This window comes from Dactylosporangium sp. CS-047395, from assembly GCF_050942185.1.
In the GTDB taxonomy this organism is placed as follows: Bacteria; Actinomycetota; Actinomycetes; order Mycobacteriales; family Micromonosporaceae; genus Dactylosporangium.
Genome location: NZ_CP192015.1, coordinates 11,181,771 through 11,205,949, shown reverse-complemented (window position 1 = coordinate 11,205,949; position 24,179 = coordinate 11,181,771). Strand labels below are relative to the sequence as shown.

The 24,179-nt window shown below is 73.3% G+C and carries 18 protein-coding genes; 7 read left to right on the top strand and 11 right to left on the bottom strand.

The features are described from left to right. Positions 1–6: 6 nt before the first annotated feature. The 5 genes from ACQP00_RS52345 (at position 7) to ACQP00_RS52325 (ending at position 8,210) form a co-directional block, all read left to right on the top strand. Positions 7–1,365 (top strand): SWIM zinc finger family protein, encoded by a 1,359-nt coding sequence (locus tag ACQP00_RS52345; RefSeq protein WP_433212359.1) that lies wholly within the window; start codon positions 7–9, stop codon positions 1,363–1,365. Between the two features lie 55 nt (positions 1,366–1,420). Next, positions 1,421–2,965 carry a DUF5691 domain-containing protein gene (locus ACQP00_RS52340; RefSeq protein WP_433212356.1) on the top strand — a complete coding sequence of 515 codons (1,545 nt, stop codon included), beginning with the start codon at positions 1,421–1,423 and terminating at the stop codon, positions 2,963–2,965. Between the two features lie 211 nt (positions 2,966–3,176). Beyond that, positions 3,177–4,307, top strand: a complete 1,131-nt coding sequence (locus tag ACQP00_RS52335; protein WP_433212353.1) for an ATP-binding protein — start codon at positions 3,177–3,179, stop codon at positions 4,305–4,307. Positions 4,308–4,483: 176 nt separating this feature from the next. Beyond that, positions 4,484–7,051: a DUF5682 family protein gene (locus ACQP00_RS52330; RefSeq protein ID WP_433212351.1), complete on the top strand. Its 2,568-nt coding sequence runs from the start codon at positions 4,484–4,486 to the stop codon at positions 7,049–7,051. Next, the gene (locus tag ACQP00_RS52325) at positions 7,044–8,210 is read left to right on the top strand and encodes a VWA domain-containing protein (RefSeq protein ID WP_433212348.1); all 1,167 of its coding nucleotides are present in this window, start codon (positions 7,044–7,046) and stop codon (positions 8,208–8,210) included. Before ACQP00_RS52330 ends, ACQP00_RS52325 begins: the two co-directional genes overlap by 8 nt. On the opposite strand, the gene ACQP00_RS52320 is transcribed toward ACQP00_RS52325, so the two are convergent. The 11 genes from ACQP00_RS52320 to ACQP00_RS52270 all read right to left on the bottom strand — a co-directional run bounded on the left by ACQP00_RS52320 (position 8,195) and on the right by ACQP00_RS52270 (position 21,403). Next, positions 8,195–9,403 (bottom strand): ATP-binding protein, encoded by a 1,209-nt coding sequence (locus tag ACQP00_RS52320; protein ID WP_433212345.1) that lies wholly within the window; start codon positions 9,401–9,403, stop codon positions 8,195–8,197. The genes ACQP00_RS52325 and ACQP00_RS52320 overlap by 16 nt on opposite strands. 259 nt (positions 9,404–9,662) lie before the next feature. Continuing rightward, positions 9,663–10,607 (bottom strand): LppU/SCO3897 family protein, encoded by a 945-nt coding sequence (locus ACQP00_RS52315; protein WP_433212342.1) that lies wholly within the window; start codon positions 10,605–10,607, stop codon positions 9,663–9,665. A gap of 118 nt (positions 10,608–10,725) precedes the next feature. Then, the gene (locus ACQP00_RS52310) at positions 10,726–13,935 is read right to left on the bottom strand and encodes a UvrD-helicase domain-containing protein (RefSeq protein ID WP_433212339.1); all 3,210 of its coding nucleotides are present in this window, start codon (positions 13,933–13,935) and stop codon (positions 10,726–10,728) included. A gap of 36 nt (positions 13,936–13,971) precedes the next feature. Beyond that, positions 13,972–15,201 carry a metallophosphoesterase gene (locus ACQP00_RS52305; RefSeq protein ID WP_433212336.1) on the bottom strand — a complete coding sequence of 410 codons (1,230 nt, stop codon included), beginning with the start codon at positions 15,199–15,201 and terminating at the stop codon, positions 13,972–13,974. 5 nt (positions 15,202–15,206) lie between these two features. Continuing rightward, positions 15,207–15,452: a MoaD/ThiS family protein gene (locus ACQP00_RS52300; RefSeq protein WP_433212333.1), complete on the bottom strand. Its 246-nt coding sequence runs from the start codon at positions 15,450–15,452 to the stop codon at positions 15,207–15,209. After that, entirely contained in the window at positions 15,449–16,471 is a 1,023-nt protein-coding gene (gene moaA / locus ACQP00_RS52295; RefSeq protein ID WP_433212330.1) for a GTP 3',8-cyclase MoaA, read from the bottom strand. The genes ACQP00_RS52300 and moaA overlap by 4 nt, the downstream gene beginning before the upstream one ends. 19 nt (positions 16,472–16,490) lie before the next feature. Then, complete coding sequence (locus ACQP00_RS52290) at positions 16,491–17,351, bottom strand: fructosamine kinase family protein (RefSeq protein WP_433212327.1); 861 nt, start codon at positions 17,349–17,351, stop codon at positions 16,491–16,493. Beyond that, positions 17,352–17,795 carry a hypothetical protein gene (locus tag ACQP00_RS52285; RefSeq protein WP_433212324.1) on the bottom strand — a complete coding sequence of 148 codons (444 nt, stop codon included), beginning with the start codon at positions 17,793–17,795 and terminating at the stop codon, positions 17,352–17,354. It lies immediately after the preceding gene. Beyond that, positions 17,767–19,425, bottom strand: a complete 1,659-nt coding sequence (locus ACQP00_RS52280) for a GTPase (RefSeq protein ID WP_433212321.1) — start codon at positions 19,423–19,425, stop codon at positions 17,767–17,769. Before ACQP00_RS52280 ends, ACQP00_RS52285 begins: the two co-directional genes overlap by 29 nt. Next, the gene (locus tag ACQP00_RS52275; RefSeq protein WP_433212318.1) at positions 19,422–19,595 is read right to left on the bottom strand and encodes a hypothetical protein; all 174 of its coding nucleotides are present in this window, start codon (positions 19,593–19,595) and stop codon (positions 19,422–19,424) included. The genes ACQP00_RS52280 and ACQP00_RS52275 overlap by 4 nt, the downstream gene beginning before the upstream one ends. Beyond that, positions 19,592–21,403 (bottom strand): ABC transporter, encoded by a 1,812-nt coding sequence (locus ACQP00_RS52270; RefSeq protein ID WP_433212315.1) that lies wholly within the window; start codon positions 21,401–21,403, stop codon positions 19,592–19,594. The genes ACQP00_RS52275 and ACQP00_RS52270 overlap by 4 nt, the downstream gene beginning before the upstream one ends. A 226-nt stretch (positions 21,404–21,629) precedes the next feature. Between ACQP00_RS52270 and dnaK the strand changes: the two genes are divergently transcribed. After that, positions 21,630–23,504 carry a molecular chaperone DnaK gene (gene dnaK, locus ACQP00_RS52265; RefSeq protein ID WP_433212312.1) on the top strand — a complete coding sequence of 625 codons (1,875 nt, stop codon included), beginning with the start codon at positions 21,630–21,632 and terminating at the stop codon, positions 23,502–23,504. Further along, positions 23,501–24,169: a nucleotide exchange factor GrpE gene (gene grpE / locus ACQP00_RS52260; protein ID WP_433212309.1), complete on the top strand. Its 669-nt coding sequence runs from the start codon at positions 23,501–23,503 to the stop codon at positions 24,167–24,169. Before dnaK ends, grpE begins: the two co-directional genes overlap by 4 nt. Positions 24,170–24,179: the final 10 nt, after the last annotated feature.

The window sequence follows — 24,179 nt, the reverse complement described above, 5'->3', positions numbered from 1 at the left end:
AGCAGCATGGCGGAAACAACGACGGTCACCACGGTCTGGACGACCGACCAGGTGATGGCGCTGGCCCCCGACTCGTCCGCGCAACGGGCGGCGCGCGGGCTGGCCGGCGACCGCGCCTGGCTGGAGACCGGGCTGAGCACCGCCGACGACATCGACCCGACGCTGTGGGGGCTGTGCCAGGGCAGCGGGAGCACGCCGTACCAGACCGTGGTCGACCTGACCGAGCCCGCCTTCAAGTGCACCTGCCCGAGCCGCAAGTTCCCCTGCAAGCACGCCCTGGCCCTGCTGCTGCGCTGGTCGGCCGGGGCGGTGCCGGCCGCGGTCGCCCCGTCCTGGGCCGCGGCGTGGCAGGCCGCCCGGGCCGCGCGTGCACATCGCGGGAATTCCGGCCCCGTGTCGGAAGAACCCAAAAGCAGCAGCGGCAACGGTACTTCCGGCAGAGCGCCCGTCAGCGAGAAAGCCCAGGCCCGCCGGGCCGACCGCATCTCCGCCGGCCTCGACGAGCTGGACCGCTGGCTGGCCGACCAGATGCGCTCCGGCCTCGCCGGCACCGGCAAGGGCGGCCCGGCCTGGGACAACATGATCGCCCGCCTGGTCGACGCCCAGGCGGCCAGCGCGGCTGGCATCCTGCGCCGCACGACCGCGGTCCTCGGCTCCCCCGAACGCCTCCTCGGCGAGCTGGCCAAGCTGCACCTGCTGGTCGGCGGCTACCGGCGGCTGGACGAGCTGCCGGAGGAGCTGGCGGCGAGCGTGCGGATGCGGGTGGGGGTGCCCATCGCCACCGAGACCGTCCTCGCCGGCCCGCCGGTCCGCGACCGCTGGCAGGTGCACGGCGTGCGCGACGAGATCGAGGACCAGCTGACGGTACGCCGGGCCTGGCTGCGCGGGGCGGCCTCGTCCGAGCCGCTGATCGTGCTGTCGTTCGCGGTCGCCGGCCAGACCCTGCCGATCGACCTCCTGCCGGGCACCGAGTTCGACGCGGACGTGTGCCTGTATCCGGGCGGGCAGCCGGCGCGCGCGCTGATCGCGAAGCGGCACGCGCCGCCGGAGCGGATGCACTTCGTGGCGGGCGCCCTCGGGATCGAGGACAGCCTGCGGGCGCACGCCTCGGCGCTGGCCACCGACCCTTGGCTGGACTACTGGCCGATGGTGCTCGCGGACGTGTGCCCGGTCCGCGACGGCTCTTCGGGCTGGGCGCTGGTGGACGCGGACGGCTTCGGGTTGCCGCTCGATCCCGCTGCGGGCGAACCCTGGCGGCTCGTCGCGGTCACGGCCGGACGCGCGGCGACGGTGACTGGCGAGTGGTCGGCGGCGGGGCTGCGGCCGCTGGGCGTGTGGGCCGACGACCGGCTGGTGCGGCTGTGATCGCGGTTCTGTCGGTGATTTCAGGCTTGGCGGCGGGCGATTGGTTGGTGGGGTTGTGAGCGAGCTGCCGGACTGGGGCGATGTGCTGGCCACGGCGCTGGTCGGGACGCAGCGGCGGACCTTGCCGGCCGGGGTCGGGCGGGCCGGCGCGGACCCGGCGGACGAGCTGCTGGATGTGGCCGGGGCGCTGACGCTGTACCGGCGGGGCGGGTTCCGGGCGCGGCGCGGGCTCACGGTGCCGGAGGCGGCGCCCGACGACTCGGGGATTCCGCTGGTGACGTGGGCGGCGGCGGCGCGGGCGGCGGACCTGCTCGCGGTCGACGCGGCCGGCTACGGGACCAGCAACGCCGTGCCGGTCCGCGACGCGGACGGGCGGATCGAGCTGCTCGCCGAGTGGCTGGGGGGCGTGCACGACCGGCGGGTACCGGGCGAGCTGTTGCCGGCGCTGCTGGAGATCGCCCGGCGGCATCGGGCGCTGCGGCCGCTCGTGGCGGCGGCGGGTGGGCCGCGGGCGGGGTGGCTGGCCCGGCAGCGGCCCGAGTGGGCGTTCTTCGACACCGCCGTCGTCGAGGCGCCGGCCGACGACCCGCGAGGATGGGAGCTCGGGACGATCGGCCGGCGGGTCGGCATCCTCACCGCGGTGCGACGCGCCGGTGCGGCGGGCGAACAGCGCGGCCGCGACATGCTGGCCGACGTCTGGCCGACCGAGACGCCCGACGATCGGGCCGCGCTGCTCGGGACGTTCGCGACCGGGCTCTCCCCCGCCGACGAACCGGTGCTCGAAGGCGCGCTGGACGACCGGCGCAAGGAGGTGCGGCTCGTCGCCCTCGACCTGTTGGCGATGCTGCCTGAGAGCGACTACGCGCGGCGTATGACCGAGCGCTCGACCGCCTGCGTGCGGGTTGTGGGCGGGCGCATCCAGGTGGCACCCCCGGCCGCCTGCGACAAGTCCATGCGCCGCGACGGCATCGTGCCCCGCCCGCCGGCCGGGGTGGGCGAGCGGGCGTGGTGGCTGGAGGAGCTGCTGACGCGTACGCCGCTGTCGGTCTGGGGCGAGCCCGAGGAGTTCCTGTCGCTGCCGGTGACCGACGAGTGGGCCGCCGTGCTTCGGCGTGGCCTGGCCCGGGCGGCGGCCGGCCAGCGCGACTCCCGCTGGGCCACGGCGCTGACCGGACGGCTGACCGAGGAGGTTGCGGCGGGCGGCCGGCCGGACGACCGGTTGCTGCTCGAGGCCCTGTACGACGCGCTGCCCTCCGACGCCCTGGCCTCCCTGGCCGTCGGCGTCCTGCGGCGCGGCCTCGCGGGCGCGGCCGCGGTCGGCGTCGAACACGTGCTGGAACTGTGCCCCCGCCCGTGGCCGCCGGCGCTGGTCGAGGCGGTCTTCGGCGCTTTGGACGACCTCGGCGGGCGGCGGTCCGCGGGCTGGCGCCTGGCCGGCCTGTGCGAACTGGCCGCCCTCCGTTTGCCGGCCGACACCGCATCCCGCGCCACGGCGATGGCTGCTGCACTGCCCTCGGACGACCCGATGTCCTCGATCGTCGGCCGGTTCGCGGACACCTTGCGCTTCCGCCACGACATGCTCGCGGAGCTGTCGTCATGACCGTCTTCCGATCGCGCTGGTTTGCGGTCGTGCCGTTCCGCAGTCTGCGGCGGTCCGTTGGCGTGGCGGTGGTCTGTAGTCCATGGCTGTCCGTTGTGGTGGCGGCGGTGTTCCGCCGTCGGCGGCCGTCCGTTGTGGTGGCGGCGTTGGGCCGTTGGTGTTCGGGCGTTGTGGTTCTTCCCCGGTTTGGTTCCTACCTCTTGGAGTCCGCGTGACCAGCAGTGTCGATGTCGCCGCCGCGCATGTTGATGGGGCGCCTGTTGCCGACGCCGTGCAGCGGCGGCATGCCGAGGACGAGTTCGCCGCCGAGCTGGTGGCGCTCGCGGGCAGCGACGAGCGGCCGCGGCCGCCGGGGTGGCGGCTCTCGCCGGCCGCCGTGGTGACCTATCTGCTGGGCGGGGAGGCGGGGGACGGGACGGCGATCACCCCGAAGTACGTCGGGCCGCGGCGGCTCATGGAGGTCGCCGTCGCCACGCTGGCCACGGATCGGGCGCTGTTGTTGCTGGGGGTGCCCGGCACCGCGAAGACCTGGGTTTCGGAGCACCTCGCGGCGGCGATCAGCGGGGACTCGACGCTGCTGGTGCAGGGCACGGCGGGGACGCCGGAGGAAGCGATCCGGTACGGCTGGAACTATGCCCGGCTCCTCGCCGAGGGACCGTCGCGGGGCGCGCTGGTGCCCAGCCCGGTGCTGCGCGCCATGGCCGACGGGCGGATCGCGCGGATCGAGGAGCTGACCCGGGTGCCGTCCGACGTGCAGGACACCCTGATCACGATCCTGTCGGAGAAGACGCTGCCGGTGCCGGAGCTCGGGCAGGAGGTACAGGCGCGCAAGGGCTTCAACGTGATCGCCACCGCCAACGACCGGGACCGCGGGGTGAACGAGCTGTCCTCGGCGCTGCGGCGGCGGTTCAACACCGTGGTCCTGCCGGTGCCCGCCGGCGTCGAGGAGGAGGTCGACATCGTGGCGCGCCGGGTCGCGGCGCTCGGCAAGGCGCTGGAACTGCCCGAGCTGCCGCCCGCCGCCGACGAGATCCGCCGCGTGGTCACCGTGTTCAGGGAGCTGCGCAACGGCGTGACCGAGGACGGCCGCACCAAGCTCAAGTCCCCGAGCGGCACCCTGTCCACGGCCGAGGCGATCTCCGTGGTGACGAACGGGATGGCCCTGGCGGCCCACTTCGGCGACGGCGTCCTGCGCGCCGGCGACGTGGCCGCGGGCATCCTCGGCGCCGTGGTCAAGGACCCGGTCTCGGACCAGGTGGTGTGGCAGGAGTACCTGGAAACCGTGGTCCGCGAACGCGAGGGCTGGCGCGACTTCTACCGAGCGGCCCGCCGTGGCGAGTGATGCGAACGGCACAGGATCGCGGCACGACTTCGGCCCCTCGGCGGCGCGGCGGCTGGCGCGCGTCGTGGCGAGTGATGTGAGCGGCACGCGATCGCGGCGCGACTTCGCATCCTTGGAGGCGGCGCTGCCCGGTCCGGCGTGCGGGCGGCTGTCGCGGTGGCGGCTGGGGGTGGGTCGTGGCGAGTGAGATGGCCGGGGCGCGGATGCTGCCCGGGATCGACGACGAGCCGGTGTTGTCCGGGATGGACGACGGGCCGGTGTTGCCCGCGTTCGATGGGCCGCTGCTACTCGGGGTGCGCCACCATGGGCCGGGGTCGGCGCGGGCGGTTCGGCGGGCGTTGGCCGCGTACCAGCCCGAGGTGGTGCTGATCGAGGGGCCGCCCGAGGCCGATGCGCTGGTGCCGTTCGCCGGGTACGAGGACATGCGGGCGCCGGTCGCGCTGCTCGCCTATCCGGCGGACAACCCGGATCCGAAGCTGCGGGCCTCGTTCTGGCCGCTCGCCGAGTTCTCGCCGGAGTGGCAGGCGATCCGCTGGGCGGTGGCCCGCGAGGTGCCGGTGCGGTTCATCGACATGCCCGCGGCGGCACGGCTCGCCGCTCCCAAAAACCCGCCCACCCCCGGTAATTCGGGTGACGACTCGGTGCGCCTCGATCCGATCGGAGCGCTTGCCGAAGCGGCCGGGTACGACGATCCCGAGCGGTGGTGGGAAGACGTCGTCGAGCACCGGTTCAACCACCCCGCGCCGGCTGTCGAAGTCCGTCCCGGCAACGGTGCGCAAGGCCGTTCCGCGCCTGGAGTCGAGAGCAGTTCCGCACCTGGAGCTGAGGGCAGTTCCGCGTCCGGAGCCGAGGGCAGTTCCACGCCTGGAGTCGAGGGCCGCTTCGACGGCGGGGAGTGGAGCCCGGCGACGTCCGCGCCCGCATCTTCGAACCGTTCCTCACCACCAAGCCCGTCGGCCGAGGAGGAACTCGCGGCGGCGGTGGCGCCGTTCGGGGCCATTGCCGAAGCCATGACCGTCGTGCGGGCGCACGCGCCGGAGCCCGACGAGGCGGAGCGGGTCGAGGAGGAGCGGCGTGAGGCGTACATGCGGATCGGGCTGCGGGGAGCGCTCAAGGAGTTCGAGCGCGTCGCCGTCGTGTGTGGGGCCTGGCATGTGCCCGCGCTGACGGGGCCGTTGCCCAGTGCGTCGGCCGATGCGGCGGTCGTGCGGGGGCTGGGCAAGGTCAAGGTGGCGATGACGTGGGTGCCGTGGACGCACGCGCGGTTGGCGTCGTGGCAGGGGTACGGGGCGGGAGTGCGGTCGCCCGGGTGGTACCACCATCTGTTCACCGCTGTCGATGAGCACGTGATCGAGCGGTGGCTCGTGCGGGCGGCCGGGGTGCTGCGCAAGGACGGCGTTCCGGTGTCGAGCGCGCACGTGATTGAGGCGACTCGGCTCGCGCAGGCGTTGGCGACGATGCGGGGGCGGCCCCTGGCCGGGTTGGCCGAGGTGACCGATGCGGCTCATGCGGTGCTGTGCGACGGGGACGATCTGCGGCTGGCGCTGATCAATCGGCGGCTCGTGGTCGGGGATCGGCTGGGGCGGGTGCCGGATCAGACGCCGGGCGTACCGATTGCGCGGGACGTGGCGGGAAGCCAGCGACGGCTGCGGCTGCCGCCCCGGGTGGAGCGGCGGGAGCTCAAGCTCGATCTGCGGCAACCGTTCGATCTGGACCGGAGCCGGTTGTTGCATCGGCTGCGGCTGCTCGGGGTCGAGTGGGGCAAGGTGCTCGCGGCGGCGAAGGGGAAGGGGACCTTCCGCGAGGAGTGGGAGATCGCCTGGCAGCCCGAGTTCGCGGTGGATCTCGTCGAGGCCGGGGCGTACGGGACGACGGTCCTCGAGGCCGCCACCGCGCGCGTCGCCGAGCTGGCGGCGTCGGCGGCGACGCTGGCCGATGTGACGGCGCTGGTCGAGCGGTGCCTGCTCGCGGATCTGCCGGATGCCCTGCCGGGTGTGCTCGACGCGCTCGACGAGCGGATGGCGCTCGACGCGGACGTGGCGCACCTGATGGATGCGTTGCCGGCGTTGGCGCGGACGCTGCGGTACGGGGACGTGCGGGGCACGGATCTGTCCGCGCTGCGCGAGGTGACGCTCGGCATGATCACGCGGATCTGTGTCGGGCTGCCGGCGGCCGTCGGGGGGCTCGACGACACGGCGGCGGCGGTCATGCGGGATCGGATCGACGGGGTGCAGGCGGCGCTCGCGCTGGTCGACGAGGCCGAGGCGCAGGAGCGGTGGCAGGGGGTGCTGGCCGGGCTGTCCACCCGGGACGACCTGCACGGACTGCTGACCGGGCGGATGAACCGGCTGCTGCTGGACGCGGGCGCGGTCGACTCGGACGAGATCGGCAACCGGATGGCGCTGGTCCTGACGGTGGGCGTGCCGGTCGCGCGCACCGCCGCGTGGATCGAGGGCTTTCTGGCGGGGGACGGACTGCTGCTGGTACACGATGAGCGGCTTCTGGCTCTTGTCGACGCGTGGCTCACGGGCATTCCGGCCGAGGCGTTCGTGGAGGTGCTGCCCCTGCTGCGGCGGACGTTCAGCGGCTATCCGGCGCCGCAGCGGCGGATGATCGGCGAGCGGGCGGCGCACATCGGGTCGGCCCGCCCCGGTGCCGGGGACGAGGACGAGGTGGACGCGGCCCGCGGGGCGTTGCTGCTCCCGGTCGCGGCCCGGTTGCTGGGGAGGGAACTGCATGGATGAGGACCCGGGCGACGAGCGGCTGCGGCGGTGGCGACTGGCCCTGGGCGGTGCGCCCGGTGCGGAGGGCACCGGGTTCGGGCTGACCGGGACGGACGCGGCGGTCGATGCGGCGCTCGGCGCGCTCTACGACCACGGCGGCGACGGTACGCCGAACCAGCGCGGGGCCGGCCTCGGTGCGTCCGCCCCGCGGGTGGCGCGCTGGCTCGGGGACATCCGGCAGTACTTTCCCTCGACGGTCGTGCAGGTCATGCAGGCCGACGCGATCGAGCGGCTCAACCTCACCCGCCTGTTGCTGGAGCCCGAGATGCTCGACGCCGTCGAGCCCGACGTGCACCTCGTGGGCACGCTGCTCTCGCTGAACCGGGTCATGCCCGACAAGAGCAAGCGCGCCGCCCGCAAGGTGGTGGCCAAGGTCGTCGCCGAGCTGGAGCGGCGGGTCGCCCAGCCGACGCGCACGGCGCTGAGCGGAGCGCTGAACCGGGCCGCGCGGATCAACCGGCCCCGCCACCACGACATCGACTGGAACCGCACGATCCGGGCGAACCTGCGGCACTACCAGGTCGCGCAGAAGACCATCGTGCCGGAGCGGCTCATCGGGTACGGGCGGCGGGCCCAGGCCGTGCAGCGCGACATCGTGCTGTGCGTGGACCAGTCCGGCTCGATGGCGGCCTCGGTCGTCTACTCCGGGGTGTTCGCGGCGGTGCTCGCCTCGATGCGCTCGCTCAAGACGTCGCTGGTCGTGTTCGACACCGCCGTCGTGGACCTCACCGATCGGCTCAGCGACCCGGTCGACGTGCTGTTCGGCACGCAGCTGGGCGGGGGCACGGACATCAACCGGGCCATCGCGTACGGGCAGCAGCTCATCACCCGCCCCCGGGACACGATCTTCGTGCTGATCAGCGACCTGTACGAGGGCGGCGTGCGCGAGGAGATGCTGCGCCGGGTCGCGGCCATGACGGCGGCCGGCGTGCAGGTGATCACGTTGCTGGCGCTGTCCGACGAGGGCGCGCCGGACTACGACCGCGAGAACGCGGCGGCGCTGGCCGCGCTCGGGGTGCCCGCGTTCGCCTGCACCCCGGACGTGTTCCCGGAGCTGATGGCGGCCGCGATCGAGCGGCGCGACCTACGGGCCTTCATGGAACGTCACTCCGCGGGTTGAGTCCGCAGGTAGCGCGCGAAGTGGGGGACGGTGAACGCCACTGTCCCCCGCTCCCCCGAGTAGATCAGGCCCTTCTTGATCAGCGCGTCCCGGGCCGGTGACAGGCTGGCGGGCTTGCGGCCCAGGGTGCGGGCGATCTCCGCGGTCGGCACCGCCTCCGACACGTCGACGGCCGGCAGCAGGGTCGCCATGGTGCGCATGTACTCGCGCTCGGCCGGGGTGGCCCGCTCGTACCGCGAGCCGAAGAACCCCACCGCCAGCTCCGCCTCCGCCTCGGGCGCGGCCACCCGCACGTCGGCGGCCGTGATCGGGGAGCGCGGCGCGTGGTCCCAGGTCGCCTTGCCGTACGCCTGCACGAAGTACGGGTAGCCGCCGGACGCCTCGTACAGCGCGTCGAGCGCCTTCGCCTCGTACTCGACCTCCTCGCGCTCGGCCGGCGCGGTGAGGGCCAGGTCGGCCGCGATCCGGTCGAGGCGGTCGATGCGCTGGTAGCGGAAGAGCCGCTCGGAGTACGACTTCGAGGCCGAGAGCAGCGCCGGCACGTGCGGCAGCCCGGCACCGACCACGATCAGCGGCGCACCGGTCTGGGACAGCTCGTGGCACGCGGCGCACAGGGCCGAGACGTCGTCCACCGAGAGGTCCTGCAGCTCGTCGATGAAGAGCGCGACGCCGGTACCCACATCGCTGGCCACGCTCGCCGCATCGGTGAACAGCTCGACGAGGTCGATCTCGATGTCCCCGGAGTCGGCCCGCCCGGTCGCCGCGGGCACGTCGATCCCGGGCTGCCAGCGGTCGCGCAGCTTGGAGGGGGGCTTGCGGGGGTCTTCGCGCAGCGCGAAGGCCTTGAGCACCCCGAGGAACTCGTCGATCCGGTCGGGCGCGCGGTGCTGCGGCGCCAGCTCCCGGACGGCCATGTGCAGGGCCGCCGAGACGGGGCGGCGCAGCGACTGGTCCGGCCGCGCCTCGATCTTGCCGGTTCCCCACAGGTGCGAGATGGCCTCCGAGCGCAGGGTGTTCAGCAGCACCGTCTTGCCGACGCCGCGCAGGCCGGTGAGCATGAGCGACCGCTCGGGCCGCCCGCGGGCCACGCGCTCCAGCACGACCTCGAAGGCGTGCAGCTCACGATCGCGTCCGGCCAGCTCAGGAGGGCGCTGACCGGCGCCGGGCGCATAAGGATTGCGAACCGGGTCCACGAATCGGAGAGTATCGGGCTTTCTAGCGCGCAGGCTAGAACCGCGTAGAGGAACCTCTACGGCGTGTCGTCGTGGAGCATCTACGGCTTTCTAGCGCAGGCGCAAGACAGCCTTATAAGGCGCCATCGTCAGACTACCGAACAGCTGTTCGATGGCGGGCTCGAACTAATGTACTACACCCCTTTGGGGGCTTGTAGCAAGGGGGCCCAAAAACGCCGAAGGCCCGGGCGAGGGCCCAGGCCTTCGGTAAAACCGCTGGTCAGCTGCGCAGCTTCAGGCAGAGCACGAAGTCGTTGGAGTCGACCGGGCTGTCGAAGAAGTAGTTGTGCGAGTACCCCGGAGTGCCCTCGCACTTGTTCTTGTCGGTCGTCCCGGGGATGCGCTTGAGCACCTCGTAGGCGCCCGGCCCGCACTGGATCTTCTGCATCTGCGGCTTGTCGTTGCTCGTGCCGATGTTCTTGAGGCACTCGCCGACCTGGACCGAGGCCGCATCGCCGGCCGACACCCCGCCCTTGGTGGGCGACGCGGCCGTGCTCGGGGCCGTCGTCTGCCCGCCGCCGCCCGCGTTGGCCGACGGGTCGGCCTTCGTCGAGGACTGGGCCGCGGGCGGGTTGGAGTCGGTCTTCTTGTCCTTCAGGACGTAGTAGTACACGCCGACGCCACCGCCGCCGCAGAGCAGCAGCACGAGGAACACGACCAGCGCGATCGTGCCGCCCGAGCGCTTCTTCTTCTCCGGCTCCGGGGGCGGGCCCCACTGCGGGTTCGGGTCGTCGTAGCCCGGCTCGTTGCCGTAGGGCTGGTAGCCGCCGCCCGGCTGTTGGTAGGTGCGGTCGTCGTACCCGCCGCGCCGGTCGTCGTAGCCCTGGTCGCGGTAGCCGCCCTGGTTGCCGTAGCCGCCCTGGTTGCCGTAGCCGGTGTTGGGGCCGTTCGGGCCGCCGTAGCCACGGTCGCCGTAGCCACCGCCACCGCCGCCACCACCTTGGCCGTAGCCGCCGCCCTGGCCGTAGCCGCGGTCACCGCCGCCGCCTCGCCCGCCGCCCTGGCCCGGGTACGGGTCCGGCTGGCCCCACGAGGGCTGCTGGCCCTGGCCGTAGCCCTGGTCGCCATAGGGGTCCTGGTTACCGCCCCCTTGGCCCTGTCCCTGGCCCCAAGGGTCCTGAGGTTGACCCTGGTACGGTCCGCCCGGCGGTCCGTAACCCGACATGATGTCTCCTCCTGGTCCTGCGGCCGGTGGTCGGCTTGGTGAGCCTATCGGCGTCAATGCAGCAACGGTAGCGCCAACCACCTCCCCCCTCACCTCACGGATCCGCGCCAAAAGAGGTTCAGATCAGACGGAGCTGCCGATCCTTGGGCCGGCGCGGCGCGGCCGGGCCGCGGCGTTCCAGCAGGCCCGGGTCGATCGCGGCAAGGAACGGCGACACCGCCATCTCGCGCTCCGACCCGAACCGGAACCGCGTCCGGCTGTGCGACACGAACAAGCGGTCCTGGGCCCGGGTCAGCCCGACGAAGAACAGCCGCCGCTCCTCCGCCACGTCGTCGTCGGTCGACTGGGCGCCGGCGAACGGGCGCAGCGGCAGCAGGCCGTCCTCCACCCCGACCAGGAAGACGACCGGGAACTCCAGGCCCTTCGAGGCGTGCAGGGTCAGCAGGTTCACCCGATCGGCCCGCGGGTCCCAGCCGTCCACCTCGGCCCCGGTGGCCAGCGCGCCCAGGAACTCGTCGAGGTCGGCGCCGGCCCGCAGCGCGAGCGGGGTCATCAGGTCGACGGCATTCCACACGTCGGCCTCGGACAGCGCCATCAGGTCGGTGTCCAGCGTGCCGCACCGGCTCGCCACCACCTGGCCGGCCAGCCGGACCCGGGCCGCGATCGAGCCACCGAGGCCGTCGGCGAAGCGCAGCTCACGGGCGAGCGCGGCCACGCCGGGGCGGTCGAGCAGGCGGTCGTGCGAGCGCTTCTGCACCGGCACACCGGCCCGGCTGAGCGCGTCGACGATCGGTGCGGCCTGGGCGTCGGTGCGGTAGAGCACGGCGATGTCGGAGAAGGACATCGCGCCGACGGCGGCCCGGGAGTCGACCCGGCCGTCGTGCGAGCGGTGCGACAGGCCGCCGACCAGTTCGTCGACGGTACGGACGACGAAATCGGCCTCGTCCGCGACCGAGCCGGCCGGGTACAGGCCGACCATCGGCGCCTCGAGGTCCAGCCGGGCCGGGTCCAGCCGGCGGCCGGGCACGAGCGTCGTCGGGGCGATGGCCTGCACGGCGGCGGCCAGGATCGGCGCCGATGAGCGGTAGTTGCGGGTCAGGCGGACCACCCGGGCGTCCACGTCGGGCGTGGAGAAGTCGGCCGCGAAGCGCAGGAAGAACGAGACCTCGGCGCCGCGGAACGCGTAGATGGCCTGGTCGGGGTCGCCGATCGCGCACAGGTTGCCGCCGGGCGGGCAGAGCAGGCCGAGCAGCTCGTACTGCACCGGGTCGACGTCCTGGTACTCGTCCACGAAGATCCAGCGCCAGCGGGCGCGATACCGCTCGACCAGGGCCGGCGTCTCGCGCAGCAGGTCCACGGTGAGCGTGAGCAGCTCGTCCAGCGCGACCAGGTCGCGGGCCCGCAGCGCCTTGGCCAGCGTCTCGCGGGTGCCGTCCTCCATCGCCGCGAGCGCCTTGCGGGCCTCCCGCTCGGACAGCGGCTCGAGCGCCGCGAGCAGGTCGGAGTCCTCGGCGATGCGGAACTGCGGGGTGAGCCCGACCGCGGCCGCGTTCTCGCGCAGGATCGCCAGGCCCAGCGCGTGGAACGTGGAGACGGTGACCGCCTCGGTGACCGGCCCGAGCAGCACCTCCAGGCGCTCGCGCAGCTCCTCGGCGGCCCGCCGGGTGAACGTGATGGCCAGGCAGTCCTCCGGGAACACGCCCAGCTCGGCGCAGAGGTATGCGACCCGGTGCGTCAGCGTGCGCGTCTTGCCGGTGCCGGGGCCGGCCACGATCAGCAGCGGGCCGCCGGGCGCGGAGGCCGCCACCCGCTGCAGCGCGTCGAGCCGGTCGAGCAGGCCCGTGCCGACCTCCTCCATGCCGGCGAGCATCGGTTCGAGCGGCTCGTGCGGGGACGGCGGCGCCGAGATGGGCGGGGGCGGCGGCGCGGCCTCCACGGGTGCGCTGCGCCGCTTGCGGGGCTGGGCCTTCACCGTGGGCTCGGCCTTGCGCTGTTTCGGAAGAGCCGGCATCGGTACGTCGAACAGCACGTCCTCCTGCCCGCCCGTCCGCAGCTCGGCGGGGTCGAACAGCTTGATGACGCCGTATTCCCCGTCGTAGCCCGGGGTCCGCCGCACGTCGCCGCGCCGCAGCCGCGCGATGCCCTCGCCGAGCAGCTCGCCGCCGGCCCGGGCGATGTCCTCGATCGGCACCGAGCGCAGGATCGACAGCTCCGAGCCGAGCTCCGCGACCAGCGCGGACAGCTTGTCGTCGACCGTCTTGGACTTCGGGCCGACGCCGTTGATCTCGCCGAGGATCTCGTGCAGCTGGATGAGGTGGGTGACGTCGGGGGCGCCGGCCGGGGCGTACCCCTCGGGCCGGTCGGCCAGCTCCTCGACGCGGTGCAGGACGCCGACGGTGAGCGGCTTGCCGCAGACCGGGCAGCGGCCCTGGGCCTCGCGGGTGCGGGCCGGGGCCCAGTTCACGTCGCAGGCGCGGTGCCCGTCGGCGTGGTACTTGCCCTCCTCCGGGAAGAACTCGAGCGTGCCGACCAGGCCGTCGCCGGTGCGCAGCATGTCGCGCACGCCGGTGTAGGACAGCTCGCCGTGCAGCAGCGTCGCCTCCCGGGCCAGCGCCGGGGCGGAGTGCGCGTCGGAGTTCGAGACCAGCCGGTACTTGTCCAGCGACGACACCCGCCAGTTCATCTCCGGGTCCGAGGAGAGGCCGGTCTCCACGGCGAAGATGTGCTCGGCCAGGTCGGCGTAGCAGTCGGCGATCGCGTCGAAGCCGGACTTCGAGCCGAGGGCGGAGAACCAGGGCGTCCAGATGTGCGCGGGCACCAGGAAGCCGTCCGGGCTCGCCTCGAGGGTGATCTCCAGCAGGTCGCGGGAGTCGAGGCCCAGGATCGGCCGGCCGTCGGAGCCGAGGTTGCCGATCCGCCCGAGCGCCGTGTTGAAGCGGCTCACCGCGTCGAAGTCGGGCTGATAGATCAGGTGGTGGACTTTGCGGGTACGGTCGCCGCGCTTGTAGATCGTCGAAATCTCCACCGAGAGCATGAACCGCACGGCCGAGTCGGCCACGCCCAGGCGCGGCGGGAGCTTGCGCAGGACGTCGGCCTCGCGGTCGGGATGCAGCCGGTAGAGCCCCGGCTCGGCCGGGACCAGCGCCTCGCGCAGGTGGTCGAACCAGGCCGGGTGGGTGAAGTCGCCGGTGCCCAGCAGGGCGATGCCCTTGCGCCGCGCCCACCAGGTGAGCGTCTCGATGCTGAGGTCGCGACTGCACGCCCGGGAGTACCTGGAGTGGATGTGCAGGTCCGCGACGAACGAGTCGGAGGCGACGTTCGAAGGCACGCTGCATCCTGTCACAGGCGCCCCACCAGTCGCTGGCTACGCGCCGTGCAGCTCGACGATCGAGATGTCCGGAGGTGCCCCGAATCGCACCGGCGGGCCCCAGAAACCGGCACCGCGCGTGACGTACACCTGAGTCCCGTCGACGGTGCCGAGCCCGGCCACGACCGGCTGCTGGAGCCCGACGAGCAGGTTGAACGGCACCATCTGCCCACCGTGGGTGTGACCCGACAGCTGCAGGTCGACGCCGCGTTTCGCCGCGTCGTGGGCCTGGACCGGCTGGTGGGCGAGCAGCACGACCGGCCGGCTGGTGTCGCGGCCGTCGAGCGCCTTGCCGAAGTCGGGGCCGTCGCCGACGTCCTCGCCGCTGAGGTCGTTCACCCCGGCGAGGTCGAGACCGAGGATGTCGACCCGCTCGTTGCGCAGCACGCGCACCCCGAGCGAGTTCACCTCGTCGACCCACTCCTGGTAGCCGGAGAAGTACTCGTGGTTGCCGGTCACGAAGAACGCGCCGTGCTTGCCGCGCAGGTCCTGCAGCGGCTCGGCGGCGCTGCCCAGCTCGGCCACGCTGCCGTCCACGAGGTCCCCGACGACGGCCACGAGGTCCGCGTCCACCGAGTTGATCATCCGCACGATCCGCTCGGTGTGCGAGCGCCCGAGCAGCGGCCCGAGGTGGATGTCGGACACCACCGCGATGCGGAACCCGTCCATGCTGGCGGGCAGCTTCTTCAGGGCGATCGGGACGCGCTTGAGGTTGGGGGCGCTCTTCGCCTGGTACACCCCGATGCCCACGGCCCCCGCCGACAACACGCCCGCGGTGACGGCGAGCGACCGCCCCAGCAACAACCGCCGCGACGCATCGAACCCCGGCTCGGTCGGCGCGGGAGGCACGGGCGGTGCCTCGGACGGAAGGGCCTCACCCGCGGGCACCGGCTCCAGAGCCGCGGTCGCCGGCGTGTTCGCCGAGCGGCGCTGCCAGAGACGGATCGCGAGCCGCGGGATCTCCAGGATCAGCAGCGTGACCAGGAGGTAGAACATCAGCGCGAGCCACAGGAACCCGGGCCAGGCGACGAGTGGCTGCTTCGCGAGCGGCAGCGCGCGAGAGAGGGCCAGCGTGACCGGGATGACCAGGGCGAGGAGCACGGCCACGATCGAGCCGGTCACCCGGGCCCGGCGCGAGTGGGTGGTGTCCTTGACGAGGCGCTTCCAGAGGTACCAGTGGATGGCTCCGACGACCAGGAGCACGACCACCAACAGGACGGCGATCACCCGGCTCAGCCGCCCGCGAAGGGGGGCAGCACGTCGACCGTGGCGGTCGCGGGAAGGGCGGCCTCGCGGTCCCGCCAGGCGGTGCCGTCGACCAGGAAGGAGCAGGCGGTCACCACACCGGCCAGGCGCGGCCGGTCGGCGGTGACGGTGGCCACGAGGTCGGCGAGGCTGGCGGCCTCGACCTTCTCCTCGGGCACGCCGGCGGCCGCGCGGGCCCCCGCGAAGTAACGGACGAGCAGCAAGTGGGTCATCCTCCGATGGCGGACATGGGCCGGGCGGGCTGCAGGAACTTCGGGTCGTCGATGCCGTGGCCGGCCGGCTTGGCCCACATCGCCTTGCGCCACAGGTCGGCCAGCTCCTCGTCGGTCGCCCCGCCGCGCAGGGCGCCGCGCAGGTCCGTCTCGTCCTGGCTGAACAGGCAGGATCGCACGGCGCCGTCGGCGGTGAGGCGGGTCCGGTCGCACGCCCCGCAGAACGGGCTCGACACGCTGGCGATCACGCCGACCTTCGCCGGGCCGCCGTCGACCACCCACGTTTCGGCCGGGGCGCCGCCGCGGGTCGAGGGATCTGGCTCCAGCACGTGCCGAGTGCGGAGGGCGGCCAGGATCTCCGCGCCGGTGATCATCTCCTCGCGGCGCCAGGTGTGGCCCGCGTCGAGCGGCATCTGCTCGATGAAGCGCAGCTCGTACCCATGGGCGAGGGCGAAGTCGAGCAGCGGCACGGCCTCGTCGTCGTTGATCCCGCGCAGCAGGACGGCGTTCATCTTCACCGGCAGCAGGCCGGCGTTGGCGGACGCGGCCAGCCCGGCGAGCACGTCGGCGTGCCGGTCGCGGCGGGTGATGGCCTTGAACCGGGCCGGGTCGGTGGTGTCCAGCGAGACGTTGACCCGGTCGAGCCCGGCCTCCGCGAGGGGCGCGGCCAGGCGGGCCAGGCCGATGCCGTTGGTGGTGAGCATCATGCGCGGGCGGCCCGGCAGCGCGGCGACCGCGCGCACGATCTCGGTCAGCCCGCGGCGCAGGAGCGGCTCGCCGCCGGTGAAGCGCACGTCGGTCACGCCGAGGCGGTGCACGGCGACGTCGATCAGGCGTACGACCTCGGCGTCGGTGAGCAGGGCCGGGTTGGGCAGCCAGTCCAGGCCCTCGGCGGGCATGCAGTACGTGCAGCGCAGGTTGCACCGGTCGGTCAGCGAGACCCGCAAATCGGTCGCCACCCGCCCGAACCGGTCGGCCAGAGCGGCCCCCGGGGGTTCGTGCGGCGCCAAACGGGTCATGGTTCGAACGGTACCCGGTTCACAGCGCGCGAAGCAGTGCCCGAACGGAGTCGCGATAGGCGGCACCGAAGAGCGCGGTGTGGACCAGCATCAAGTACAAGCGATGCAGTGGTATTCGCTCCTGCCAGCCGTCGGCGAGGGGCCACGCCTCCCGGTAGGCCGCGAGGAGGCGCTCGAGGTGCGGCACCCCGCCCCACAGGCCGAGCAGGGCCAGGTCGGTCTCGCGGTGCCCGCCGTGCGCGGCCGGGTCGACCAGCCAGCCCCGGCCCTGGTCGTCCCAGAGCACGTTGCCGGGCCACAGGTCGCCGTGGATGCGGCTGGGCGGCTCGTCCCCGCCGTAGCTGCCGATGCCGGCGATGACCCGCTCGACCTCGGCGATGTCGTCGGGGGTGAGCGCCTCGGTGGAGGCCTCGAGGAACGGGCGGAGCCGCTGCTGCGCGAACCACTCGCCCCACGGCAGCGTCGAGGGCTCGTTGGGCAGCGGCAGGGTGCCGATGTACCCGGGCCACGGCGCCCCGAACGCGTCGGCGCCCGCCCGGTGCAGGCCGGCCAGGCCGCGCCCGAGCTCCTCGGCGCCGCGCACGGTGGGCTCGCCGTGGTCGATCCACTCCAGGGCCAGCAGGTCCGGCAGCTCGGCGATGATCTCGGGTACCGGTGCCGCGCCGGCCGCGCGCAGCCAGCGCAGGCCGGCGGCCTCGGCGGCGAAGAAGCCCGGGGGCGGGTCGGCCAGGGACTTGGCGAACAGGGAGCCGCCGTCGTCGAGGGTGAGCCGCTGGGCGGTGCAGATCGAGCCGCCCGGCACCGGCGTCTCGCGGATGCGCTGGTGCTTGATGAAGACGGGCAGCTGCGCCGGGTGCTCACGCAAGTACTGGAGGTCCATCTACTCCGACTCTTCCAGAGAATGGGTCGCGGCGAGTGCGGGTGGGAGTACGGCTCCGCCGATCAGGCTGAGCAGGCTCATGATCCGGTCGGCGGTGTCCATGTGCCCGGCGTGCAGGGCGTGGTAGCCGAAGTGCAGCGTTCCGAAGACGGCGGTGGCGATTCCGGCCAGCCAGCTGACGGCGGGCTGGTCGGCGATCGCCGCGCCCGCGAAGAGGACGGCGAGGGTGAGCATGGTGGCGCCGAGGTCGACGGTGAGGTGCTGGTTGAACGGAGGGTACGACGCCGTCCAGTGCAGCCCGAAGCCGGGGAAGGTGCGGAAGAAGTGCTGCGGGGCCGCGACCGCCCAGCCGCCCCAGACCAGGTTGACCAGGCCCAGAGCGGCGAAACCGAGCCGCCGGACGGGACGGGCGAGCTTACGCGGCAGCGGCGGCGAGGGCTTCACGCGCGTCATCGTACGAGCGCAGGACCTCCTCCACCGGGGCCACGATGTGGGTGCGGGCGACCCCGCCGATCGCGTTGCGCAGCCGCCGTTCGGCCCGGGCCCGGGCGCGGCGGGCGGCGAGGGCGACGAACGGGCGCACCACGACCGCGAGCAGCAGCCCGAACAGCAGTCCGCCGCCGAGCAGCAGGGTGGCCAGCGGGATGCCGGAGCCGACCGTCGGCCCGCTCACGTTGGGCAGGCCCAGCAGCGCGAACACGGCCCGCACGGCGAGCCAGACCAGGCCGGCCAGCGCGACCGCGGCGCCGAGCCACTGCAGGCCGCCGATCAGGCTCCACCAGAAGGGCTTGCGGGCCAGGCCCAGGTCGGCCGAGGCGAGGGCGACGTCGAGCGCGTCGGGCACGTCGTCGACCCGCGAGCGGGACGCCGTGGTGATGGCGCCCGGCCACGGCTCCGGCAGCCCCTCGGACGCCTTGGCCGCGACCTCGCGGGCGGCCAGGGTGACGGCCGCCTTCTGGGCCGCGCTGGACTCGGGCAGCGAGGTGGCCTCGGGGCGCGCGATCGGGCCGGCCTCCAGGTGCAGGCGCTTGAGCGGGTCCGGGCGCAGCCGGCGGGCCCAGCGCAGCATCGGCCAGCCCAGCGACGCGGTGGCCCGGTGCCGGTAGGTGCGCTCGGTCGCCGCGGCCACGATCGGGGCGCCGGCGGCCTCGGCGAGCGCGCCGGAGAGGCGGTCGACGGTCGGCTGCGGTACCCCCGCGGAGACCTTCGCCCCGGCCACGACCAGCGGCTGCAGGGCCGCGACGGCGTCGGTGACGTCGCCGTTGAGGCGCAGGAGCGCGGCCTGCCGGTCGGCGACCGTGCGCTCCAGCGCGACCCGCAGCTGGCCCAGGCCGGGCTGGCCCTTGGCCGAGGTGGCGAACACGGGCACTCCGCCCAGGCCGTCCTCGTCGAGCAGCCGGCGCAGGTCGGTCAGCAGGCGCTCGGCGTCGGCCCGGTTGAGCCGGTCGGCCTGGTTGAGCACGACCACCGTGACGTCGCGGTGCCGCTGGAACTGGGCGAGGTACTGCTGGTGCACCAGCCGGTCCGCGTACTTCTGCGGGTCGAGCACCCAGACCACCAGGTCCACCAGGCGCAGCAGCCGGTCGACCTCGAGGCGGTGGCGGGCCTCGACCGAGTCGAAGTCGGGCAGGTCGAGCAGCACCAGCCCGCGCAGCGCGGCCTGGTCGTCGCCGTCCAGCGCGCTCTCGCGGGTGAACCGGCGGTTCGGCGGGACGCCCAGCCAGTCGAGCAGCGGTGCGGCCCCGGCCTGGCCCCAGACGCAGGCGTGGGCGACGCCGGTGGTCGGGCGGCGCACCCCGACCCGGGACAGCTGAAACCCGGAGACCGCGTTGAACAGGCTCGACTTGCCGCTGCCGGTGGCCCCGGCCAGCGCGACGACGGTGTGGGCCCGGGACAGCCGCAGCCGCTCGCCCGACCGGTCGATCACCGTGCGGGCGTTGACCAACTGGTCCTCGGGCACGTGACCCTCGGCCGCGGCGACGAACCGGTGCAGCGCGTCGACCCGCGTGACCAGCCGATCCGCGTTCACGGGCTGCCTCGGCATCATCTGCTTGACCCGCTCCACGAGGCTCATCCTCGATCAACCTCCGGGCGCGAGCGCAGAACCTGCTCCACAGGGCTCATGTGGCGATCGACCTCCGGGCGCATGCGTGGCGAGCGCAGAACCTGCTCCACAAGGCTCATGTGGCGATCGACCTCCGGGCGCATGCGCGGCGAGCGCAGAACCTGCTCCACGCGGTTCATGTGCGATCGACCTCCGGCCGGGCGTGGTGGATGGCGGTGCTCAGCGAGCGCAGCCGCGGTGACAGTTCCTCGTCCACGCCCGCGCCGGTCAGGGCGCTGCGGAACCGGTCCGACTCGGCCGCGAAGAGGTCCGCCACCCGCTCGCCGAGATTCTGCCGGGCCCGCTCGGCCAGCCGGCGCACGGCCTGGTCGCCGAAGATCGCCTCGAGCACCTTCTGGGCCGCGATGGTCGTGCCGCCGGCCACCGCGATCTCGGCCCCGGTCGGGATGAACGCGGTCGCGGCGAAGACGCTCACCATCACCAGCAGGCCGGTCGCGTTCACGGCGTAGGCGCTGGCCTTGGCGACCACCCGCTTGTCGCCCGCCTCGGTGCGCACCAGGTCGAGCACCGAGCGCTGCCAGTCGCGCACCAGCCGGTCGATCCGCTCGTCGATGTCCTCGGAGGGGTGCACCAGGCCCGGCGCGGCCTCCAGCAGCGCGGCCCCGGCCGGGTGGGCCTTCCACGCCGTCCCGGCCCGCTCGGCGGCGTCGGTCGCGGCCGCCTTGAGCAGCACGGCCAGGCCCGAGCCGAGGGCCTCCTGGAACTGCTCGCCCGGGGCCGGCCGCCCGGTGATCGCGGCGATCGCCCGGTCGCGCAGCTTGCCCACGCGGGCCTGCAGGGCGCGCATGATGTCGCCGGTGCCGACCAGCTCCTGCCAGCGGGCCAGCACCTCGCCGCGCAGCAGCGCCCCGTCGTGGATCCCGTGCTCGACCGACTCGGTGGCCGCGCGGTACGCGACGTGCACCGCCTCGCGCAGCGTGCCGGCCGCCGCGACCTGGTCCTCGGCCGCGGCGGCGAGGATCACCACGTCGACGGTCAGGGCGTCGATGGCCCCGCCGACCGTCTGGCGCACCACCGCGGCGCGGGCCTCGGCGTCGCGGGCCAGCCGGCCCAGCCACTCCTGCAGCTGCCCGATCTGCGCCTCGCCGAGCAGGCCCTGGCTGTCCAGGCGGGTCTCGGGGAGGACGAAGAGCGGTACCCCGCCCAGGTTGTGCTCCTCCAGCATCTGCGTCAGGTGCGGGGCGATCTCGTTCGCCGCCCCGCCGCCGGGCACCCGGTCGAGCACCAGGGCGACCGCGGTGCCCCGGTTGCGCGCGGTGTGCAGGAGGTTCCAGGGCACGGCGTCGGCGTAGCGGGCCGCGGTGGTGACGAAGAGCCACAGGTCGGCCGCGGCCAGCAGCTGCCCGGCGAGCTGCCGGTTGGCGTCGACGACGGAGTCGATGTCGGGCGCGTCCAGCAGGGCCAGGCCGGGGGTCAGGGCCTGGGCCGAGACCACCTGGAGCGAGCGCGGGTCGCCGCTCGGGCCGCTGGTGCGGGCGAGCGACGGCAGCAGGTTGGCCCGGGAGAACCAGGACATGTCGTTCGGGTGGCAGACCAGGACCGGGGCGCGGGTGGTCGGGCGCAGCACCCCGGCCGGGCTGATCGGGGTCCGGACCAGGCTGTTGACCAGCGTGGACTTGCCCGCCCCGGTGGAGCCGCCGACGACCACGAGCAGCGGCGCGTCGAGGCGCTCCAGCCGCGGCAGCAGGTAGTCGTCGAGCTGGGCGACCATGCCGGCCGCCACGGTGCTCGCCCGCTCGGCGCTGGGCAGCGGCAGAGCGAACCTGGTCGCGCGCACGGTGTCGCGCAGCTCGACGAGGCGCTCCTGGAGGGAGTCGCGGGTGTCGTCTGCGTCACGCGGGCGCGGTGGACGACCGGACGAGGGGTCATCCGACGAAGGGGTCGGGCCCGTCGACCGGGCGGACACCGACTCGCCCTGTGTGGTCACGGGTAAATCGTCCATGATGCGGCTCGTCAGCGCCATGCAATGGGCGTGCGTATCGATGCCACGAAGCGCAATCACATTCCGGGAATCACCCGGAGCCGTCCGTAGTTGCGTCTAGCAGACTCAAGGTTCCACTTGACGATCGAGCATCGCGTGGCACTATTGAGTGACAGTCACTCAACTTCGCAGCCGGCGGCTCCGTCGACTGTGGCATGGAGGTCAAACAGCTATGGCACGTGCGGTCGGCATCGACCTAGGAACCACCAACTCGGTGGTCAGTGTCCTGGAGGGCGGCGAGCCCAGCGTCATCGCCAACGCCGAAGGTGCGCGCACGACGCCCTCGATCGTCGCCTTCGCCCGCAACGGCGAGGTGCTCGTCGGTGAGGTCGCCAAGCGCCAGGCCGTCACCAACCCGGACCGGACCATCCGCTCCGTCAAGCGTGAGATGGGCACCAACTGGGCCATCGACATCGACGGCAAGAAGTACACCCCGCAGGAGATCTCCGCGCGGGTGCTCATGAAGCTCAAGCGCGACGCCGAGGCCTACCTGGGCGAGCAGATCACCGACGCGGTCATCACCGTGCCGGCATACTTCAACGACTCCCAGCGCACCGCCACCAAGGAGGCCGGCGAGATCGCCGGGTTCAACGTGCTGCGGATCGTCAACGAGCCCACCGCCGCGGCCCTCGCCTACGGCCTGGACAAGGGCCCCAAGGAGCAGACCGTCCTGGTCTTCGACCTCGGCGGCGGCACCTTCGACGTCTCCGTCCTGGAGCTCGCCGAGGGCGTCGTGGAGGTCAAGTCGACCTCCGGCGACAACCACCTCGGTGGCGACGACTGGGACGAGCGGGTCATCGACCACCTGGTCAAGACCTTCCGCGGCCAGCACGGCATCGACCTGTCGGCCGACAAGATGGCCATGCAGCGACTGCGCGAGGCGGCCGAGAAGGCCAAGATCGAGCTGTCCGCGGCCACCACGACGTCGATCAACCTGCCCTACATCACCGCCGGCCCCGACGGCCCGCTGCACCTGGACACCCAGCTGTCGCGCGCCGAGTTCCAGCGGATGACGCAGGACCTGCTCGACCGGACCAAGGTGCCGTTCGAGTCGGCGATCAAGGACGCCGGCATCAACGTGAACAAGCTCGACCACGTGATCCTGGTCGGCGGCTCGACCCGTATGCCGGCCGTGACCGAGCTGGTCAAGCAGCTCACCGGCCGCGACCCCAACAAGGGCGTCAACCCGGACGAGGTCGTCGCCGTCGGCGCCGCCCTGCAGGCCGGTGTCCTCAAGGGCGAGGTCAAGGACGTCCTGCTGCTCGATGTCACCCCGCTCTCGCTGGGCATCGAGACCAAGGGCGGCATCATGCACAAGCTGGTCGAGCGCAACACGACCATCCCGACCAAGCGCTCCGAGGTCTACACGACCGCCGATGACAACCAGCCCTCCGTGCTCATCCAGGTCTTCCAGGGCGAGCGGGAGATGGCGGCGTACAACAAGCGCCTCGGCACCTTCGAGCTGACCGGCATCCCGCCGGCGCCGCGTGGCGTGCCGCAGATCGAGGTCACCTTCGACATCGACGCCAACGGCATCGTGCACGTGTCCGCCAAGGACCTGGGCACGGGCAAGGAGCAGTCGATGACGATCACCGGCGGCTCGGCGCTGCCGAAGGACGACATCGAGCGGATGATGCGCGACGCGCAGGACCACGCCGACGAGGACAAGCGCCGCCGCGAGGAGGCCGAGACCCGCAACCTGGCCGAGGCCCTGCAGTGGCAGACCGAGAAGTTCCTGGCCGAGAGCGGCGACAAGATCCCGGCCGAGGCCAAGGACCAGATGAACGAGGCCCTCGGCGACCTGCGCAGCGCGCTCGGCGGCAACGACACCGAGCGGATCAAGGCGGCCCACGAGAAGCTGGCCCAGGTCTCGCAGCAGGCCGGCAGCGCGCTGTACGAGCAGCAGCGCCAGCAGGCCGCGGGTGACGCGGCCGGCGCCACGGGCGGCGCGACCGGCGGTCCGGGTGCCACTGGCGCCCAGCCCGGCGGCAACGGCCCCGAGGACGTCGTCGACGCCGAGATCATCGACGAGGACAACAAGAAGTGACGGATGCCAAAGAGCCGGCCGCGCCGGAGGCGCCCGAGGCCGACGCCGTCACGGTCGACGAGACCGTGACGGCGGGGGCCGCGGGGGAGCCGGAGGAGGAGAAGCCGGTGGAGGGCGAGATCGTGGACGAGGAGTTCACGGTGCACGCTCCACAGCACAGTGCTGATGCGGACGCACCGAACCAGGCGGCCGCGCAGGGCACCACCGACGACGCGCACCAGCACGGGCTGGGCGCGGAGCTGGCCGGCCTGCGCACCGAGCTCGACGAGCGCACGCGGGACCTGCAGCGGGTGACCGCCGAATACGCCAACTACCGCAAGCGGGTCGACCGCGACCGGGCGCTGGTGGTCGAGCAGGCCAGTGCGAACGTGCTGGGCGCGCTGCTGCCGATCCTCGACGACCTGGACCGGGCGCGCGACCACGGCGACCTGGTCGGGCCGTTCGGAACGGTGGCCGAGCAGCTCATCGCCGCGCTGACCAAGTTCGGGCTGACCGTCTTCGGGGCCAAGGGCGACCCGTTCGACCCGACCCGCCACGAGGCGGTGGCCCATCTGACCTCGGCCGAGGTGACCGAGCCGACCTGCATCGACGTGATGCGGCGGGGCTACCTCCTCGGCGAGCGGCTGCTGCGACCGGCGCTGGTCGCAGTCGCCGACCCGGAGTAGACGCACGCTG